Here is a 17,963-nt window from a genome sequence, read left to right on the forward strand (position 1 = left end):
TATCACCGCTTATCTCTTTAATTAGCAAGGAGAAAAGAATGTTAGATCCTAAAAAATTAGAAAATATCGCCCAACAACTTCATAATTCATTACCACAAGGCTTAAAAAATGTGGGTAGCGATTTAGAAGAAAAATTCAAACAAATTTTACAAGCTCAATTATCAAAATTAGACGTGGTAACCCGTGAGGAATTTGATGTGCAATCACAAGTTTTATTGCGTACCCGTGAAAAATTAAACGAATTAGAAAAACGCTTAGATGAAATGAGTTCAACAGAGCAGAAATAAGCGGTTGTATTTTTTGTAGAATTTACAAATATTGCTGATTATATTTTTGTAGCGTTAAAGTATGCTTTGTTCCTACAAAAATTTTATTGATATTAGTGTTGGTAATAAGTTGGCTTTGTTTTAGTATCGCAATCTGTTTAAAAATATCCTCATTTTGAGAAATGATGATTGAAATTACTGATTACACTAATAAATTAAAATAACAAGATAATTCAGCTAGAATCACAGCTCAAATTAAAGTAACAATTTCAATATTAAATATAAAATAAGGAAAATAAATGAAAAATATCAATCCAGTTCAAACGGCTGCATGGTCTCAATTAGAGCAGCATAAAGCGGAAAATTTAACTATCGCAGAGTTATTCGCACAGGATAATCAGCGTTTTGATAGCTATTCACGTCAATTTGAAGATCAAATGTTAGTGGATTTTTCAAAAAATGCGATCAATCAAACAACCTTAGATTTATTGTATAAATTAGCGAAAGAGTGTCAGCTTGAATCTGCAAAACAAGCGATGTTCTCTGGTCAAAAAATTAACCGTACCGAAGATCGTGCGGTATTGCATACTGCATTGCGTAATCGTGCGAATACGCCAATTATGGTGGACGGTAGCGATGTAATGCCAGAAGTAAATGCTGTGCTAGCAAAAATGAAAGGATTTTGTGAGCGTGTAATTTCTGGCGAGTGGAAAGGTTATACAGATAAAGCGATTACTGATGTAATTAACATTGGTATCGGTGGTTCAGATTTAGGTCCTTATATGGTAACTGAAGCGTTACGTCCATATAAAAATCATTTAACAATGCACTTTGTGTCTAACGTGGACGGTACACACATTGCAGAAACCTTGAAAAAATGCAACCCTGAAACGACGCTTGTGTTAGTGGCATCAAAAACCTTCACAACACAGGAAACAATGACGAATGCACACTCAGCACGTGATTGGTTATTAGCAAGTGCGAAAGATGAAAGTGCAGTAGCGAAACACTTCGTGGCACTTTCAACTAATGCAACCGAAGTCGCAAAATTTGGTATTGATACTGAAAATATGTTTGAATTCTGGAGCTGGGTTGGCGGACGTTATTCATTATGGTCAGCAATCGGGCTTTCAATTGCGTTATCTATTGGTTTTGAAAACTTTGAGCAGTTGCTTGAAGGGGCACACGCAATGGATAATCACTTCTTAACTGCACCTGTTGAGCAAAATATCCCAACACTTTTAGCCTTAATTGGTATTTGGAACAGCAATTTCTTAGGGGCTGAAACTGAAGCAATTTTACCTTATGATCAATACTTACACCGCTTTGCGGCATACTTCCAACAAGGAAATATGGAATCGAACGGTAAATATGTTGGACGTGATGGCAAAGTGGTGACACATCAAACAGGCCCAATTATTTGGGGCGAACCAGGTACAAATGGTCAGCACGCTTTCTATCAGTTGATCCATCAAGGCACAAAAATCATTCCTTGTGATTTTATTGCACCGGCACAAACACACAACCAAGTGTCGGATCATCACAGTAAATTACTGTCAAACTTCTTCGCCCAAACAGAAGCATTAGCGTTTGGTAAATCAAAAGAAGTGGTGGAAAAAGAGTTTTTAGACGCAGGTAAAACCCTTGAAGAAGTAGCGGAAATCGTACCATTCAAAGTGTTTGAAGGTAACCGTCCAACTAACTCAATTTTAGTACAGAAAATCACACCTTATAGTTTAGGTGCATTGATTGCGATGTATGAGCATAAAATTTTCGTACAAGGTGTTATTTTCAACATTTATAGCTTTGACCAATGGGGCGTTGAATTAGGTAAACAATTAGCGAACCGTATTCTTCCAGAGCTTGAAAATGATGAAACGATTGCAAGCCACGATAGTTCAACCAATGGTTTGATCAATCAGTTTAAGGCTTGGCGTTAGTCTACTTTTTATTAAACTAAACTACGTTGAAGTAATTTAGTAAAATTTAATAAAAAAATGACCGCTTATTTAATGAAGATAAGCGGTCATTTATTTTTAACTATTTACAAAAATTATTTTTTCTTCGCATATTTTAAGCTATCAATCGCAACAGCAAAGATGATAATGCTACCTTTGATGATGTATTGCCAGTATGGGTTTACACCGATATAGGTTAAGCCGTAGTTGATGAGGGTGAAGATAAGTACCCCTGTTACCACACCAGCAACAGTACCCACACCACCCGCGAAGGATACGCCCCCAACCACACAGGCTGCGATGGCATCAAGTTCGTACATAAAACCTAAGTTGTTGGTTGCACTACCTACACGTCCACCTTCAAGCATACCAGCGAAAGCGTATAACATACCTGCGATCATATAGATGACGATGAGGTTGCGAGTTACGTTTACCCCTGATACACGAGCGGCTTCTGGGTTACCACCGATAGCAAAGATATTTTTACCAAAGCGGGTTTTGTTCCACATAATCCAAACTAACACGGTAATAATGGCAGCATAAATGGTGATATAGGAGAGTTTAAATGAACCTATTCTAAAGAAGTTTTGGGTGAAATCTAGGAAGGCATCACTAAATCCAGCGATTGGTGAAGCACCAACAGCATCATAGTATAGAGAGTTAATACCGTAAACGATGATCATTGTCCCTAAGGTTGCAATGAATGGGGTTACGTTTAGCACCGCAATAACGAGACCATTGATTAAGCCGATAATTGCACCAATCGCACAGACGATTAAAATAACCACTGGAATTGGAATTTCGCCTAAATCAGGGAAAACACGGTTTACGTTATCAAGTGATTGTAATAATGTTGCAGAGACTACCGCAGTAAGACCTACTTGGCGACCTGCTGATAAGTCGGTTCCTTGTGTAACAAGCAATCCTGCTACCCCAAGAGCGATGATAAGACGTACTGATGATTGGGTTAAGATATTACTAAAGTTACGTAAACTTAAAAAGCTTGAATCTTGTGAAATAATCACAGTAAGTAAGATCAATAATACAAAATAAATTGCATTTTGTTTTAAAAAATCAAGAGATTTGTTTTGTTTTAAGGCTGACATAATGCTGTTCCTTTTATAAATATTTAGCCGCTAATTGCAAAATTTCTTCTTGCGAGGTTTCTGCTGTGTTGACGATACCCGCAACTTTTCCGTTACTCATTACTAAGATTCGATCCGTTACACCTAAAAGCTCCGGCATTTCTGATGAAATCATAATGATACCTTTATCTTTTTTAGCGAGATCTAAGATGAGCTGATAAATTTCAAATTTTGCACCGATATCAATACCACGAGTAGGCTCATCAAGCATCAAAATTTCAGGTTGGGTCAGTAGCCAACGACCAATAACCACTTTTTGTTGGTTACCCCCTGAAAGTGAGCCAATTGTTGTTTGATGAGAGGGCGTTTTCACATTCATTGAATCGATAACCCATTGGGTATCGCTTTTCATTTTTTTATTACTCAATAATCCAAGAGAACCTAAATAGGATTTCATATTAGAAATTAACGAGTTAAATTCAATACTTAAGTTTGCATAAATACCAGTAGAACGACGTTCTTCGGTTACTAGGGCAAATCCATTGTTAATGGCTTCTAAAGCGGTACGATTTTTAACAATTTTGTCGTGTAATTTTATCGTTCCCGATTTTTTCTCACGCACACCAAAAATTGTTTCGACAATATCGGTTCGTCTTGCACCCACTAAGCCTGCAATACCTAAAACTTCACCTTTGTGTAGGTTAAAACTGACATCTTGGATGGATGGCTGGTTTGTTGCAGTGAGTCCTTCGACCTCTAAAATTACTTCTTTTGGCGTATTGGTTTTTGGTGGGAAACGTTGTGTTAATTCACGACCTACCATCATTGAAACGATATCATCCATCGTGCAATCTGCGACATTGACAGTGTTGATCCATTTACCGTCTCGTAAGATTGTCACTTCATCGCAAATTTTGAAGATTTCATCCATTTTGTGAGAAATGTAGATAATGCCACAGCCACGATCTTGTAATTTTTTGATAATTTTAAAGAGATGATCCACTTCTTTTTCTGAAAGGGAAGATGTTGGTTCATCCATAATTACAATTTTAGCGTTATAAGAAAACGCTTTTGCAATTTCAATCATCTGCATTTGTGAAACGGATAATTTACCGACTTTTTCTTTTGGATCAACGTTAATATCTAGCTCATCAAAGATGACTTTTGTATCGTTATACATTTTTTTATGATCAATGAAACCACCTTTGGTTGGGTAGCGTCCCAGCCAGATATTATCCATAACGCTTTGTTGACGAACTAAATTTAGTTCTTGGTGAACCATTGATATCCCGTTTTCAAGGGCTTCTTTTGATGTTTTAAAATCTGTTGGCTTTCCTAAAAAGAGGATTTCCCCTTCATCTTTGGCATAAATACCAAATAAACACTTTAATAAAGTTGACTTTCCTGCTCCATTTTCACCCATTAGTGCGTGAACCGAGTAGGACCGTACTGTTAAATTTGCTTGGTCAAGTGCTTTTACTCCAGGAAAGGTTTTACTGACATTTGTCATTTCAAGTAGCACTTCACCTTTAGGTATTGATGCTGTGTTTTGTGCTGTCATATTCAACCTCTATCAAAAAAAAGGGGATATAAATCCCCTCCAATATATTACAAATTATTTTAAGAATTCATTTAAGTTGTCTGCATCAATTGCAACATAAGGAACGTTAATACGTTTATCCTTCATTTGATAGCTCATACCTTCAGTTGGCACTTTGCCACTTGCTAAGTTTTTAGAAAGTTGCATAACAGCTTTACCTTGGTTTACACCATCATTAAGAACAGTACCTAAAATTTCACCTTTTTTCACCATTTGTAAAACTTCAGGAAGAGCATCCACACCGAAGATTGGTAATTGTTTACCTGCGGCTTTGATTGCATTGAATGCACCCATTGCCATACCATCGTTGTTACAGATAACAACTTCAATATCTTTACCTTTAGGATTAGATAACCAAGATTGCATTTTATCTTTAGCCATTGAAGCATCCCACATACCGGTATCGATAAAGAGTTCTTCAGTTTTGAAACCTTGATCGTTTAATTCTTTGATAACAAATTTAGTACGTGCTTCAGCATCTGGGTGTCCAGGTTCGCCTTTTAATAAAGCATATTGGATTTTACCATCTTTATTTAAGTCAAATTCAGGATGTGCTTTCCATTGTTTAGCAATCAATTGACCTTGCATTACACCAGACTCTTCAGGGTTTGTTCCTACAAAGTAAGCTTTATCATAAGTATCAAGTGCTGCATTACCTGGATCACGGTTGAAGAACACGATTGGAACATCGTCGCCTTTTGCTTTACGGATAACAGTTTTTGCTGCACCTGGGTCAACTAAGTTGATTGCTAATGCTTTTACGATAGGATCTCTTGAAAGCAGACCATCAATTTGGTCATTTTGGATTGACTGTTGGTTTTGAGAGTCATTCATACTTAACTCAATGCCACCAAGTGCATTCGCTTCTTTTTCAATTTCTTGACGCATCAACGCCATAAAGTTATCGTCGTATTTGTAAATGGTTACACCGATAGGCATATCAGCTGCTGATGCTGTTGCGACTGAACCAAAACCGACTGCTAATGCTACTGCACTTAAAAGCGTTTTTTTCATAATGTGTTTCTCCACTGAAAAATGTTTGTAATACAAAGTATTGTTTTTATTGATATTAAAAGTTTTTATTATCAATAGTTGAACTTATCCGTCTCAGAATTGGATAATTGCTCGGCATAATACTGTAATTTTTTAAACAATTCTGTGATCTGTTTCACAATTATGAAAACGTTTGCAAAAAAAAATTATACAATACGATCTAGATCACAAAAAACGTTGTGGATGCTACTTTTTCGGTGCATTTTCAATTGAAAACCGTTTCACTAAGGTTGGTTTGAACTGAACATAAGAAGGGCATTCAAACGTTTTATCGGCAAGATTCAATGCTAGTTTTGCAGCATAACTTGCCATTAAATCAATAGGATAGCGAATGGTGGTTAATTTGGGAATAAGATAGCGAGCAATCGGCATATCATCAAAGCCAATAACTGAAAACTGTTCTGGCACTTTAATATTATTTTCATTTAAAACCGACAATGCCCCTGCGGCGATATTGTCGTTATAGGTCACTACTGCAGTGAGATCTGAATGATAACTTAATAACTCAATCATTGCTTTTTCGCCACCATCAAAATCAGGCGAAGTATGTACGATTGCACTATTTAATTTATTGAGTTGATAGGTTTTTAGTGCATCTAAATACCCATTTCGACGTTCTTCTTCGTCGGAAATATTATGATTAGAGCCTATGTAACCAATTTTTTTATGCCCTAAAGAGATGAGGGTTTCTGTTGCTAAAAATGTGCCACGCTGATTATCTAAATTGACGCAACGATGCTCATACCCTTTTATGACACGGTTGATAATGACCATACTGGGTACATTATCCAAATAATTTTTAAGCGTCTTATCATCTAAGGCTTTGCTATGTACCACCAAGCAACTACAACGTTTACGCAATAAGGTATCAATCGCATTTTTTTCTTTCTCCGCATTGTGATAACCAATGCCAATTAAAATACTTTTACCATACTCAGAGGCGACTTGATCAACGGCTTTAACGAGAATTGCAAAGAAAGAGTCGGTTACGTCGGTCACGACAACCCCAATGGTATCAGTATTTTTCAATGCAAGAGCCTGTGCATTTGCATTAGGAGAATATTCGAGTTTTTCAACAGCTTGTAATACAGCAAGTCGAGATTTTTCACTTGAAATTGAATTGTTTAATACTCTTGACACTGTTGCAACAGAGACGCCCGCTAATTTTGCAACATCACGGATAGTGACCATATATCGCTCTTAATTTGAGAATGAAATAATGATGACATCATAATAAAAAAGCATATAAATTGAAAGCGATTACTTTTCCGATTGAGTGTTTTATAGCAACAAGCGGTATTATTTTTGATTAAATTTGTAAAAATGTGACATAGATCATAGTTTATTTATCTAGATGTGCTATTTTATACAAAAATAAAATGTAACCGTTTACAGTGAATTTTAAAATTGTTTTTAAGGAGATAGTATGGAACATTTATTTGACCCAACCGAACACCCGCATCGTCGTTATAACCCCTTGACAGATCAATGGGTTTTAGTTTCACCTCACCGAGCAAAACGCCCTTGGCAAGGTCAGCAAGAGAAAGTGGTGGAAGAGAATAAACCAAGTTATGATCCGAACTGCTATTTATGCCCGAGTAATAAACGCATTACAGGGGAACAAAATCCCGCTTATACTCAACCTTTCGTATTTAAAAATGATTTTTCAGCTCTTTTAAGTGATACTCCCGCCCCTCAACAGCAGCAAGATCCCCTATTTCAAAGTTCACAGGCACAGGGAGAAAGCCGAGTCGTTTGCTTCTCACCGGATCACAGTAAAACATTACCTTTATTGACGATTGATGAAATCACCGAAGTGATCAAAACGTGGCAAGGGCAGTTGCAGGAATTAGGTCAAAAATATCAATGGGTACAAATTTTTGAGAATAAAGGAGCCGCAATGGGTTGTTCAAATCCACACCCACACGGTCAAATTTGGGCAAGTAATTTCTTACCAAATGAAGTCGCCCAAGCGGATAAAACACAGGCTGAATATTTGAAAAAACATCATTCAGTGCTTTTAATGGACTACGTCAATCGTGAGTTAGAACTAAAAGAACGTATTGTGGTAGAAACAGAATATTGGGTAGCGGTTGTGCCTTATTGGGCGGTATGGCCATTTGAAACCTTGCTACTTCCAAAACAGCATATTAAACGTTTAACCGATTTAACCCCTGCTCAGGAAGTTGATTTAGCCCTTGCGTTAAAACAGCTAACAACCAAATACGATAATTTATTTGGTATTTCATTCCCTTACTCAATGGGCTTTCACGCTGCACCTTTTAATGGCAAAGAGAATGAACATTGGCAGCTACACGCCCATTTCTATCCGCCTTTACTACGCAGTGCAACGGTACGTAAATTTATGGTGGGCTATGAAATGCTGGCAGAAAGTCAGCGAGATTTAACGGCAGAGCAAGCGGCTGAACGATTAAGAGCATTGCCAGACGTACATTATAAATTACAGGCGGAATAGTCATTATAAGCGGTCATTTTTGAATCAAAATTTGCAAAAAGAGGAACTCATTATGCAACCAGTTGAAAAATCTAAACAATTATTTATTGAGAAATTTAATCAAGATCCAACATTGTGTGTGTATGCACCAGGGCGAGTCAATGTGATTGGTGAACATACTGATTATAATGATGGCTTTGTTATGCCTTGTGCGATCAACTATGGAACGGCAATCAGCGGAGTAAAACGTAATGATACGATTTTCAAAGTCTATGCAGCTGATTTAGATCAGTTTGATGAATTTGATTTAAGCCAACCGATCACAAAAAATAGTAAAGCTAAATGGACAGGCTATGTACGTGGTGTGGTTAAATTTATTCAAGAGCGTTGCCCTGAATTTAAACAGGGGGCAGATTTAGTCATCAGTGGCAATGTACCTTTATCATCGGGTTTGAGTTCTTCGGCATCATTAGAAGTGGCGGTAGGAAAATTCTGTCAGCAATTAGGCAATCTTTCACTTTCTCATACTGAAATTGCGTTAATCGGGCAGAAAGCGGAGAATCAATTTGTGGGTGCAAATTGTGGCAATATGGATCAGCTAATTTCAGCATTAGGGCAAAAAGATAATTTATTGATGATTGATTGTCGTAGCTTAGAAACCAAACCAACGCCAGTGCCACAAGATGTTGCTGTGATGATTGTAAATTCAAATGTGAAACACGATTTGGTAACGGGGGAATATAACACTCGTCGCCAGCAATGTGAAAAAGCAGCTGAATTTTTTGGTGTAAAAGCATTGCGAGATGTGTCTATTGAAGAATTTGCAAAAAGAGAACAAGAATTGACCGCTTGCGATCCTGAAATGGCAAAACGAGCAAGACACGTGGTCACTGAAAATCAACGTGTATTAGACGCGGTGCAAGCCTTAGAAAAAGGTGATTTAACCTTATTGGGCAAATTGATGTATGCTTCCCACGATTCAATGCGAGATGATTTTGAAATTACCGTGCCTGAAATTGATTATTTAGTGGAATTAGCTCAAGTCGTGATTGGCTCAACAGGGGGGGCAAGAATGACAGGCGGTGGCTTTGGTGGCTGTATTGTGGCGATTGCACCAACGGAAAAAGTGGAAGCCGTCCAAAAAATTATTGCAGATAATTACCAAAAACAAACAGGCTTAAAAGAGACTTTCTATGTTTGTACTGCATCACAAGGGGTATCAGTATGCTAACGGAAACCGTCACTGGCATAGCGCCTGACAACCAACCTTTTCACCTATTTACTTTAACGAATGGCAATGGAATGTCCGTTCAAGTAATGGATTGGGGTGCAACGTGGGTGTCGTGCAAAGTGCCTGTTAATCATCAGCCAAAAGAAGTGTTATTAGGTTGCCAACCACAGGATTATCCTCTGCAACAGGTGTATTTGGGTGCGACAGTGGGGCGTTATGCGAACCGTATTGCCAATGCGAGCTTTCAATTAAATGGTAAGGAATATAAATTAGTTGCTAATCAAGGTAAGCACCAGTTACACGGTGGTAATGGATTTAGCCATAGACGTTGGGATCTAAAACAGAAAAGTGAAAATTCAGTCACGTTTTCACTCTTTTCAGAAGATGGCGATCAAGGATTTGGTGGTAATGTAACGGTTTTTGTGACTTATCATTTAACAGAAAATAATGAAGTAAAAATTGAATTTGAAGGGGAGTCTGACCAAGATACGCCACTGAATTTAACCAATCATAGTTATTTTAATTTAGATAATGCGGAGCTAGGGACGGATATTCGCAATCATAAATTACAGCTAAATGCAGACTATTTTTTACCTGTTGATAAGGAAGGTATTCCAAATGCCCCTTTAAAAGCCGTTGAAAACACTAGTTTTGATTTTAGGAATGAAAAAGTGATTGGTAAAGAATTTTTGAAAGAAGAGCAAGAGCTAACCAAAGGCTATGATCATTCTTTCTTATTAAATCAAAAAAGTGATCAACCTTGTGCGATTTTAACTGCCTCAGATAACGCATTACAATTACAAGTATTCACTTCGCAGTCTGCATTACAAGTTTATACGGGGAATTATCTTGCAGGAACACCGAATCGTTGTAATGAAAAGTATAAAGATTGCTCAGGAATTGCACTAGAAACCCAAGCACTACCTGATACACCTAACCATTTAGAATGGCAAAAATATGGTGGCATTGTTAAAGCAGGAGAAAAATATAAGCAAAAAACAATTTTTAAATTTGTAAAAAAGAGTATTGTTGATCAATAATTGAACGCTTGAGCTATCTTTTTGAAAAAATTGAGATAAATGTCACATTAACGATGAAAACTGTTTGCTTTAATATGAGGGGTATGCTCTAATGCGTACCTAGCTAAGAGTAGTTAAAAAGTTAGTTATTATAGTTTTTCCAAATTAAAAGTTTTACTTTATTTATTGAAAGCAGTGTTAATATCTATCTTTATTTATAAAGTGATTAGCGTTGTCGCTTGAATTTTCAAGCATTTAAGTAAATTTTTAAAAATAAGGAAGACCTATGTCTAAATTAACTGGTATCGTAAAATGGTTCAACTCTGAGAAAGGTTTTGGTTTCATCACTCCATCTAACGGCGGAAAAGATGTATTCGTTCACTTTTCAGGAATCGTTGGTGATAACTACAGAACATTAAATGAAAACGATAATGTTGAATTTGAAGTTCAAGACAGCCAACGTGGTCCAGCTGCGGTTGAAGTAAAAGTTATCTAATTAACTGCTGATACAGATTTCTTAAAAGCCTCTTTTTATAAGAGGCTTTTTTATGGTTATAAAATATATTTGTTATATTTTAACTTAGGTTCTGTGCTTTTAAGAAGAGTTTGTTCGTAACCCATTGTTTTAAATTGTTTATTTTTAAATATAAAATTAAATGTCATAAATAGCTTGCTTTTATTTTATAGACGTGTTCTAATACAGACCTAGCTAAGAGCAGTTAAAAAAGTTAGTTATTATAGTTCTTCCTCATCATTTCAAAGTTTTTACTTTATTTCTTGATAGTCCTTTTAATATCCATCTACATTTATAAAGTGATTAGTTTTGCCGCTTGAATATTCAAGCATTTCAATAAATTTTTAAAAATAAGGAAGACACATGTCTAAATTAACTGGTATCGTAAAATGGTTTAACTCTGATAAAGGTTTTGGTTTCATCACTCCATCTAATGGTGGAAAAGATGTATTCGTTCACTTTTCAGGTATCGTTGGTGATAACTACAGATCATTAAATGAAAATGATAACGTTGAATTCAGCGTTCAAGATAGCCAACGTGGCCCAGCTGCGATTGACGTAAAAGTTATCTAATTAGCTACTAATACAGATTTCTTAAAAAGCCTCTTTTAATAAGAGGCTTTTTTTATGCTTATTTGATAGAAAGCAATTTATCCCAAATTTCAATCACAAATTCCCTTTCTGCTTTAAATTGATCATTCTTAACCAAACTATGTTTTCCTTGTAAATTAAGATGATGAATTTTATTACGTAGCGTCGTATAGCACTCTTTTAACTGTTTTCCTTGTTCTTTTGTTAAAGTATTGCATTCCATTGCGGTATCAAAAATACGTACATTATCCGACCACACTGCCATTTCAGGATATTGATGGGCGTAATTTAGCACTAAATATTGAGCAATAAATTCAATATCGGTAATTCCACCTTGATCTCGTTTTAGATGAAAGCGATTTGCAGACTGAGAGGTTAAATGTTGATACATTTTTTGTCGCATATTGCAAATTTCTTGTTTTAAATGACCGCTTACTCGTTCTTTTTTCAGTACACTTTGGCGGATTTTTTCAAATTGTTGCTGATGTTGTTCTGTGCCATAAACACAACGGCTACGTACTAACGCTTGATTTTCCCACGTCCACGCTTCATTGTGCTGATAATCCTCGTAAGCCTCAAATGAACTGATAAGCAACCCAGATTCACCAGAAGGGCGTAATCGCATATCAATTTCATATAAAATCCCAGACGTGGTGTTTAAACTAAAAATAGAGTTAATTTTTTTGGCTAATTTTAAATAGAACTGTTGGCTAGAAATCGATTTTTTACCATTAACAGTCATTCCATTTATCGGTGCTTGGTGTAAAAATACCAAATCTAAATCAGAATTATAGCCTAGTTCAATGCCCCCTAATTTTCCATAGGCAATCACCGTAAAATCACACTGATTTTCTGTGAGATGATTCGGATAACCAAAGCGTTTGGTGAGTAATTTCCAAGCGATATTAACCACTGAATAAATGATCGTTTCTGCTAAATAAGTCAGTTGATCGCTAATTTTCATTACTGGTAATTCGCCGAGAATATCAGCGGTAGCAATATTTAGTAGTTGCGTTTGCTTAAATTGACGTAATGAATCGATTAGCTGCTCTTCATCATCTTCTGAAATGCGTAGTAAATAGTCAGATAGGGCTTGCTGATAGGCAATTTTCGTGTTTAAACAGCTAATTTTTCCTTTTAAAATAAACTCATCTAGCAGCATTGGGTGGCGAGCAATTTGTTTAGCGACCATTACTGACTTGCCACAGAGTAAAATCAAACGGGGTAAAACGTGCTTATTTTCCAATAAAAGCTCTAAATAAGTGGTACGAAGTGTGATTTTATCAAGAATATTAAGCAATCTTGGCAGTAATACGAGATAATCCGCTTGCTGAAAAACGCTGTCCATTACTCTCGGCATTAGCTTATTTAACACATTTCTACCACGCCCCCCAATCGGTTTTTTTCTCCATTCTTGTAAGGCAGAATTCAAATGTTGCAAAATGTCAGCAAGATCATCAGTTTTAACTTTATAATGATTAACAAGGTTATCTAACTCTTGTTCAGGAATAGGGTAGTGCAAAAGATCTCGCCAAAAGACTAAATTTGGCTCATCTTCTTGTTCTATTTCTTGTGGTTCTTCGCCAATAATTTGATTAAAAATTGCCCTTACATTGGTTTGATGTTGGTGTAAAACCGCCATAAAACTTTGCCAGTCAGAAATCGGATAATCAATCTGTTGATCGCCTTGTATAAAATACTGACACGCAAAAATTAGGCGTGACTGATCCGTTTCATCACTCGGCAAAGTTTGAGTTTGTTTATCATCAATGGCCTGCAACACATTTTCCACTTGGCGTAAAAAAATGTAAGCGTGATAAAGGTGTGTAATTTGCTCGCGGTTGAGAATTTGTTGCTGTTCAAATTCACTCAGATTTTGCAACAGACTGCGAGAACGTAACGTTTTATTACGCCCACCACGAATCATTTGAAAGGTTTGCACGATAAATTCAATCTCACGAATACCGCCAGCCCCGAGCTTGATATTGTCTGTTAGGTTACGGCGAACCACTTCACGAGTGATTTTTTGTTTCATTTCTCTTAGCGATTGAATGGCACTAAAATCTAAATATCGGCGATACACAAAAGGGCGGAGCAGTTGGGTAAGGTAGCGATGATTAACATTTGTTGGATCTTCGCCGAGAATTTTTGCTTTAATCATTGCATAACGTTCCCAATCTCGCCCTTGTTCTTGATAATAATCTTCTAGTGCGTCAAAGCTAAACACCAACGCACCACTTTCACCAAAGGGGCGTAATCGCATATCGGTTCGGTACACAAAACCATCAATAGTAATTTGATCTAAGGCTTGAATTAAACGCTGTCCCAAGCGAGTAAAAAACTGATAATTGGTAATTGATTTGCGTCCTCCTTCTGTTTGACCTTGATCGGGATAACAAAAAATCAGGTCAATATCCGAAGAAAAGTTTAACTCGCCACCACCTAATTTTCCCATACCGAGAATAATCAATTCTTGGATTTCGCCCAGTGAATTTTTAGGCGTGCCGATTTCTTCACATAAACGAGCAAATAACCAATTTCTGGCATTTAAAATCAAGGCTTCGGCTAATTCTGATAACGCATTAAAAACCTGTTCCACAGAGGCAAGTTTATTGGATTGCAAAAAGCTAAGATTTGCCATTTCTCGATGGCGATATAAGCGTAATGCTTGATGAAAAAGGGGCTCATCAGTAAGATTTTCAAGGCGTTGTGATAATTCACTGTGATAGTCGTTTGAGGTTTTAAGTATTGGGAATTGCTGTAACCAATCAAGCAATAAATCAGGTTGTTTTTGAAGTTGTTTAAACACAAAATCAGACATCGCAATGCTCGTAATAAGCGGTGTGATTTTTTCAGGGTTTTGCAAATTTTTAGGAATACTATGCTGTTCAAATAATTGGTTAAGTTTTTGTTTTGCTTGATTATTTAGATTGGTACACATAGTATTTCCCTTTATTTTTTGTGAATAATGTATTTTATAATAAATTTCATTAAGTATATAAAGAAATATTTCACACTAAAAATTTTTTTGGTAAAAAATAGATAAAAAAATACCGCTATTTTTCAATAACGGTATTTTAGATTTCACTTTAATATCGATAAATTATAACGCTTTTAAAATGTCATCAACACGATCTTTCGCATCGCCGAATAACATTTGAGTGTTATCTTTAAAGAATAATGGGTTTTGAACCCCTGCATAGCCTACAGCCATTGAGCGTTTGAATACGATAACATTTGACGCATTCCATACTTCTAACACTGGCATTCCTGCGATTGGGCTGTTTGGATCTTCCATTGCTGCTGGGTTTACTGTGTCGTTTGCACCGATAACTAATACCACTTCTGTTGAAGATAAGTCATCGTTGATTTCGTCCATTTCAAGTACGATATCATAAGGCACTTTTGCCTCTGCTAATAACACGTTCATATGACCAGGTAAACGACCTGCAACAGGGTGGATTGCAAAACGTACTTCTACACCTAAATCACGTAAGCGTTGGGTTAAATCTGCAACAGGGTACTGTGCTTGAGCAACTGCCATTCCGTATCCTGGTGTGATAACCACAGAGCTTGCATTTTTAAGCATTTCAGCCACTTCTTCTGCGGTTGTTTCGCGGTGTTCACCTTGTTCTTCATCAGAAGAAACTTGAACATCGTTACCAAATCCACCTGCGATTACGCTGATGAACGAGCGGTTCATTGCTTTACACATAATGTAAGAAAGAATCGCACCTGATGAACCTACTAATGCACCAGTGATGATTAGTAAGTCGTTGTTTAGCATAAAGCCCGCTGCCGCTGCTGCCCAACCAGAGTAAGAGTTTAGCATTGATACAACCACTGGCATATCTGCACCACCGATTGATGCCACTAAGTGCCAGCCGAATGCAAGTGCGATTACTGTCATTACTAACACTGGGAATAAGTTTTCTGGGTGTTTAACGAAAGCGATCATCAATAATGCTGAAACAACAAGCGCGGCTAAGTTTAGTTTATGGCGATGTGGTAAAGTTAACGCTTTTGAATTTAATTTACCGTTTAATTTACCAAATGCAACTAATGAACCAGTGAAAGTTACCGCACCGATGAAGATACCTAAAAATACTTCAACATTATGAATATTCTCTAAAACAGGCGTTGATGCTTCGTGTAAACCATAGCTGTTATAGCCCACTAATACGGCAGCTAAACCTACAAAGCTGTGTAAGATTGCAACTAACTCAGGCATTTCAGTCATTTCAACTTTTAATGCTTGGCGGATACCTAATGCACCACCGATTGCCATTGCAATGATGATCCAGAATACACCGTGAGATTGTGGTCCAAAAATGGTCACAAATAATGCAATTCCCATACCCACGATACCATACCAACAACCTGCTTTGGCAGTTTCGTGTTTAGAAAGTCCTGCTAAGCTCATAATGAAAAGTAGAGCCGATATAATATAAGCAGCTTGTACAAAACCTAATGACATATCGTTTTCTCCTTAACCTTTTCTGAACATTGCAAGCATACGTTGGGTAACTTTGAAGCCACCAAAAATATTGATACTTGCGACTAAAATTGCAATAAATGCAACGATACTAATAAATACACCACCTTGTGCGATCTGCAATAATGCACCCACAATGATGATACCTGAAATTGCATTGGTTACCGCCATTAACGGAGTATGCAATGCGTGGCTAACGTTCCAAACCACATAGTAGCCCACAACACAAGCTAACACGAACACAGAGAAGTGTGATAAAAATTCTTGTGGTGCAACAGAGGCTAAACCTAAGAATGCAAGGGCTGCGATTGCCATTGCACCGTATTTTTTACGAGGATCTGCTGGTTTTTCTTCTTTTTTCGCAACAGGCTCTTTTACTTTTGGTTGTTGTTGAGCAGACACTTTGATTGGTGGAGCAGGCCACGTGATTTCACCCTCACGGATAACCGTCATACCACGTTGAACCACATCTTCAAAATCAATGTTGATGTTGCCGTCTTTTTCTTTACAAAGTAGTTTTAATAAATTAACTAAGTTTGTACCGTAAAGTTGCGATGATTGTGTTGGTAAACGTCCCGGTAAATCAGTGTAACCAATCACTTTTACTTGATTGTCAGTAATTACTACTTCATCAACTTTTGAATATTCACAGTTACCGCCTGTTGCTGCCGCTAAATCGACGATCACAGAACCTGGTTTCATTGAATCAACCATTTCTTTGGTGATTAAGCGAGGAGCAGGGCGACCTGGAATTAACGCTGTTGTGATAATAATATCAACTTCTTTTGCTTGTTCAGCATAAAGCTCCAAAGATTTTCTGTTAAATTCTTCAGACATTTCTTTTGCATAACCATCGGTACTTACTTCGGTTTCTACATCCACTTCAAGGAATGATGCGCCCATACTTTCAACTTGCTCTTTCGTTTCAGGACGAGCATCAAAAGCACGAACAATTGCCCCTAAGCTACTTGCTGCACCAATGGCTGCAAGACCTGCAACACCAGCACCGATAACCAATACTTTCGCAGGTGGTACTTTACCCGCAGCCGTAATTTGACCAGTGAACAAGCTACCAAATTCGTGAGCTGCTTCAACCACCGCACGATAACCTGCAATGTTTGCCATTGAGCTTAACGCATCTAATGCTTGGGCACGAGAAATACGAGGCACGCTATCCATTGCTAATACATTGATTTTCTTCGCAGATAATTTTTGCATTAACGCTTCATTTTGAGCTGGCCAAATAAAGCTAACAAGGGTTGCTCCTTCTTTCATCAGCTCAATTTCCTCGTCAGTAGGTGCATTTACTTTAAAAATAATATCTGCATTCCATACTGTTTTTTGATCGCCGACAGACGCACCTGCTTCCACAAATGCTTTATCTTCAAAACTCGCTTTAAAACCTGCATCGTGTTCTACGATAACATCAAAGCCGAGTTTAAGGATCTGCCCAACTGTTTTAGGGGTTGCTGCAACACGATTTTCACCGGCCAACAGCTCCTTTGGTACACCAATAAGCATAAAGACTCCTTATGATATAAATAATAAAAAAATGATGAGTGATCAACCATTCTAAATGTTTTAGAAAAACGGTATAAATTTACCATTTTTTGAAGTGAAAGTGTAAGATTTTATAAAAGAAAATGATAATTAAATTGATAGGTTCTAAAAATAGAACAAATGTGTCAAATGATGT

General features: G+C 37.0%; 14 protein-coding genes. 7 read left to right on the forward strand and 7 right to left on the reverse strand.

Translation table 11 applies throughout. The features are described 5' to 3' along the window. The first annotated feature begins 38 nt into the window (after positions 1–38). A complete protein-coding gene (gene ubiK / locus DYE60_RS02485) occupies positions 39–287 on the forward strand; it encodes a ubiquinone biosynthesis accessory factor UbiK (RefSeq protein ID WP_090923173.1) in 249 nt (82 codons plus the stop codon). Between the two features lie 278 nt (positions 288–565). Next, entirely contained in the window at positions 566–2,206 is a 1,641-nt protein-coding gene (gene pgi / locus DYE60_RS02490; RefSeq protein ID WP_115315060.1) for a glucose-6-phosphate isomerase, read from the forward strand. A 113-nt stretch (positions 2,207–2,319) separates the two neighbouring features. On the opposite strand, the gene mglC is transcribed toward pgi, so the two are convergent. The 4 genes from mglC to DYE60_RS02510 all read right to left on the reverse strand — a co-directional run bounded on the left by mglC (position 2,320) and on the right by DYE60_RS02510 (position 7,153). Continuing rightward, positions 2,320–3,330 (reverse strand): galactose/methyl galactoside ABC transporter permease MglC, encoded by a 1,011-nt coding sequence (mglC, locus tag DYE60_RS02495; RefSeq protein WP_115315061.1) that lies wholly within the window; start codon positions 3,328–3,330, stop codon positions 2,320–2,322. A 13-nt stretch (positions 3,331–3,343) separates the two neighbouring features. Further along, positions 3,344–4,870 carry a galactose/methyl galactoside ABC transporter ATP-binding protein MglA gene (gene mglA, locus DYE60_RS02500; RefSeq protein ID WP_115315062.1) on the reverse strand — a complete coding sequence of 509 codons (1,527 nt, stop codon included), beginning with the start codon at positions 4,868–4,870 and terminating at the stop codon, positions 3,344–3,346. 54 nt (positions 4,871–4,924) lie between these two features. Then, the gene (gene mglB / locus DYE60_RS02505; protein WP_115315063.1) at positions 4,925–5,923 is read right to left on the reverse strand and encodes a galactose/glucose ABC transporter substrate-binding protein MglB; all 999 of its coding nucleotides are present in this window, start codon (positions 5,921–5,923) and stop codon (positions 4,925–4,927) included. 225 nt (positions 5,924–6,148) lie between these two features. Next, positions 6,149–7,153, reverse strand: a complete 1,005-nt coding sequence (locus tag DYE60_RS02510) for a substrate-binding domain-containing protein (RefSeq protein WP_115315064.1) — start codon at positions 7,151–7,153, stop codon at positions 6,149–6,151. Positions 7,154–7,388: 235 nt separating this feature from the next. On the opposite strand from DYE60_RS02510, the gene galT reads away from it, so the two are divergent. From galT to cspE (DYE60_RS02535), 5 genes are all read left to right on the forward strand, one after another. Beyond that, positions 7,389–8,438: a galactose-1-phosphate uridylyltransferase gene (gene galT, locus DYE60_RS02515; RefSeq protein ID WP_115315065.1), complete on the forward strand. Its 1,050-nt coding sequence runs from the start codon at positions 7,389–7,391 to the stop codon at positions 8,436–8,438. A gap of 52 nt (positions 8,439–8,490) precedes the next feature. Further along, entirely contained in the window at positions 8,491–9,648 is a 1,158-nt protein-coding gene (galK, locus tag DYE60_RS02520; protein ID WP_115315066.1) for a galactokinase, read from the forward strand. Next, positions 9,642–10,688: a galactose-1-epimerase gene (gene galM / locus DYE60_RS02525; RefSeq protein ID WP_115315067.1), complete on the forward strand. Its 1,047-nt coding sequence runs from the start codon at positions 9,642–9,644 to the stop codon at positions 10,686–10,688. The genes galK and galM overlap by 7 nt, the downstream gene beginning before the upstream one ends. Before the next feature lie 265 nt (positions 10,689–10,953). After that, on the forward strand, positions 10,954–11,163 hold the full coding sequence (cspE, locus tag DYE60_RS02530) for a transcription antiterminator/RNA stability regulator CspE (RefSeq protein ID WP_115315068.1): 210 nt from the start codon (positions 10,954–10,956) through the stop codon (positions 11,161–11,163). Between the two features lie 381 nt (positions 11,164–11,544). After that, entirely contained in the window at positions 11,545–11,754 is a 210-nt protein-coding gene (gene cspE / locus DYE60_RS02535) for a transcription antiterminator/RNA stability regulator CspE (RefSeq protein WP_115315069.1), read from the forward strand. 58 nt (positions 11,755–11,812) lie between these two features. Here the strand turns inward: cspE (DYE60_RS02535) and glnE are convergent, their stop codons facing one another. From glnE to pntA, 3 genes are all read right to left on the reverse strand, one after another. After that, positions 11,813–14,713: a bifunctional [glutamate--ammonia ligase]-adenylyl-L-tyrosine phosphorylase/[glutamate--ammonia-ligase] adenylyltransferase gene (gene glnE, locus DYE60_RS02540; RefSeq protein WP_115315070.1), complete on the reverse strand. Its 2,901-nt coding sequence runs from the start codon at positions 14,711–14,713 to the stop codon at positions 11,813–11,815. Positions 14,714–14,875: 162 nt separating this feature from the next. Then, complete coding sequence (gene pntB, locus DYE60_RS02545) at positions 14,876–16,249, reverse strand: Re/Si-specific NAD(P)(+) transhydrogenase subunit beta (protein WP_115315071.1); 1,374 nt, start codon at positions 16,247–16,249, stop codon at positions 14,876–14,878. Positions 16,250–16,261: 12 nt separating this feature from the next. After that, positions 16,262–17,788 carry a Re/Si-specific NAD(P)(+) transhydrogenase subunit alpha gene (gene pntA / locus DYE60_RS02550; protein ID WP_115315072.1) on the reverse strand — a complete coding sequence of 509 codons (1,527 nt, stop codon included), beginning with the start codon at positions 17,786–17,788 and terminating at the stop codon, positions 16,262–16,264. Positions 17,789–17,963: the final 175 nt, after the last annotated feature.

It is taken from the genome of Phocoenobacter uteri (genome assembly GCF_900454895.1).
GTDB lineage: Bacteria > Pseudomonadota > Gammaproteobacteria > Enterobacterales > Pasteurellaceae > Phocoenobacter > Phocoenobacter uteri.

Excerpts from the sequence above, each read along its gene's own strand:
- ubiK (WP_090923173.1), top strand. The coding sequence starts at position 39 with ATGTTAGATCCTAAAAAATTAGAAAATATCGCCCAACAACTTCATAAT.
- pgi (WP_115315060.1), top strand. The coding sequence starts at position 566 with ATGAAAAATATCAATCCAGTTCAAACGGCTGCATGGTCTCAATTAGAG.
- mglC (WP_115315061.1), bottom strand. The coding sequence starts at position 3,330 with ATGTCAGCCTTAAAACAAAACAAATCTCTTGATTTTTTAAAACAAAAT.
- mglA (WP_115315062.1), bottom strand. The coding sequence starts at position 4,870 with ATGACAGCACAAAACACAGCATCAATACCTAAAGGTGAAGTGCTACTT.
- mglB (WP_115315063.1), bottom strand. The coding sequence starts at position 5,923 with ATGAAAAAAACGCTTTTAAGTGCAGTAGCATTAGCAGTCGGTTTTGGT.
- DYE60_RS02510 (WP_115315064.1), bottom strand. The coding sequence starts at position 7,153 with ATGGTCACTATCCGTGATGTTGCAAAATTAGCGGGCGTCTCTGTTGCA.
- galT (WP_115315065.1), top strand. The coding sequence starts at position 7,389 with ATGGAACATTTATTTGACCCAACCGAACACCCGCATCGTCGTTATAAC.
- galK (WP_115315066.1), top strand. The coding sequence starts at position 8,491 with ATGCAACCAGTTGAAAAATCTAAACAATTATTTATTGAGAAATTTAAT.
- galM (WP_115315067.1), top strand. The coding sequence starts at position 9,642 with ATGCTAACGGAAACCGTCACTGGCATAGCGCCTGACAACCAACCTTTT.
- cspE (WP_115315068.1), top strand. The coding sequence starts at position 10,954 with ATGTCTAAATTAACTGGTATCGTAAAATGGTTCAACTCTGAGAAAGGT.
- cspE (WP_115315069.1), top strand. The coding sequence starts at position 11,545 with ATGTCTAAATTAACTGGTATCGTAAAATGGTTTAACTCTGATAAAGGT.
- glnE (WP_115315070.1), bottom strand. The coding sequence starts at position 14,713 with ATGTGTACCAATCTAAATAATCAAGCAAAACAAAAACTTAACCAATTA.
- pntB (WP_115315071.1), bottom strand. The coding sequence starts at position 16,249 with ATGTCATTAGGTTTTGTACAAGCTGCTTATATTATATCGGCTCTACTT.
- pntA (WP_115315072.1), bottom strand. The coding sequence starts at position 17,788 with ATGCTTATTGGTGTACCAAAGGAGCTGTTGGCCGGTGAAAATCGTGTT.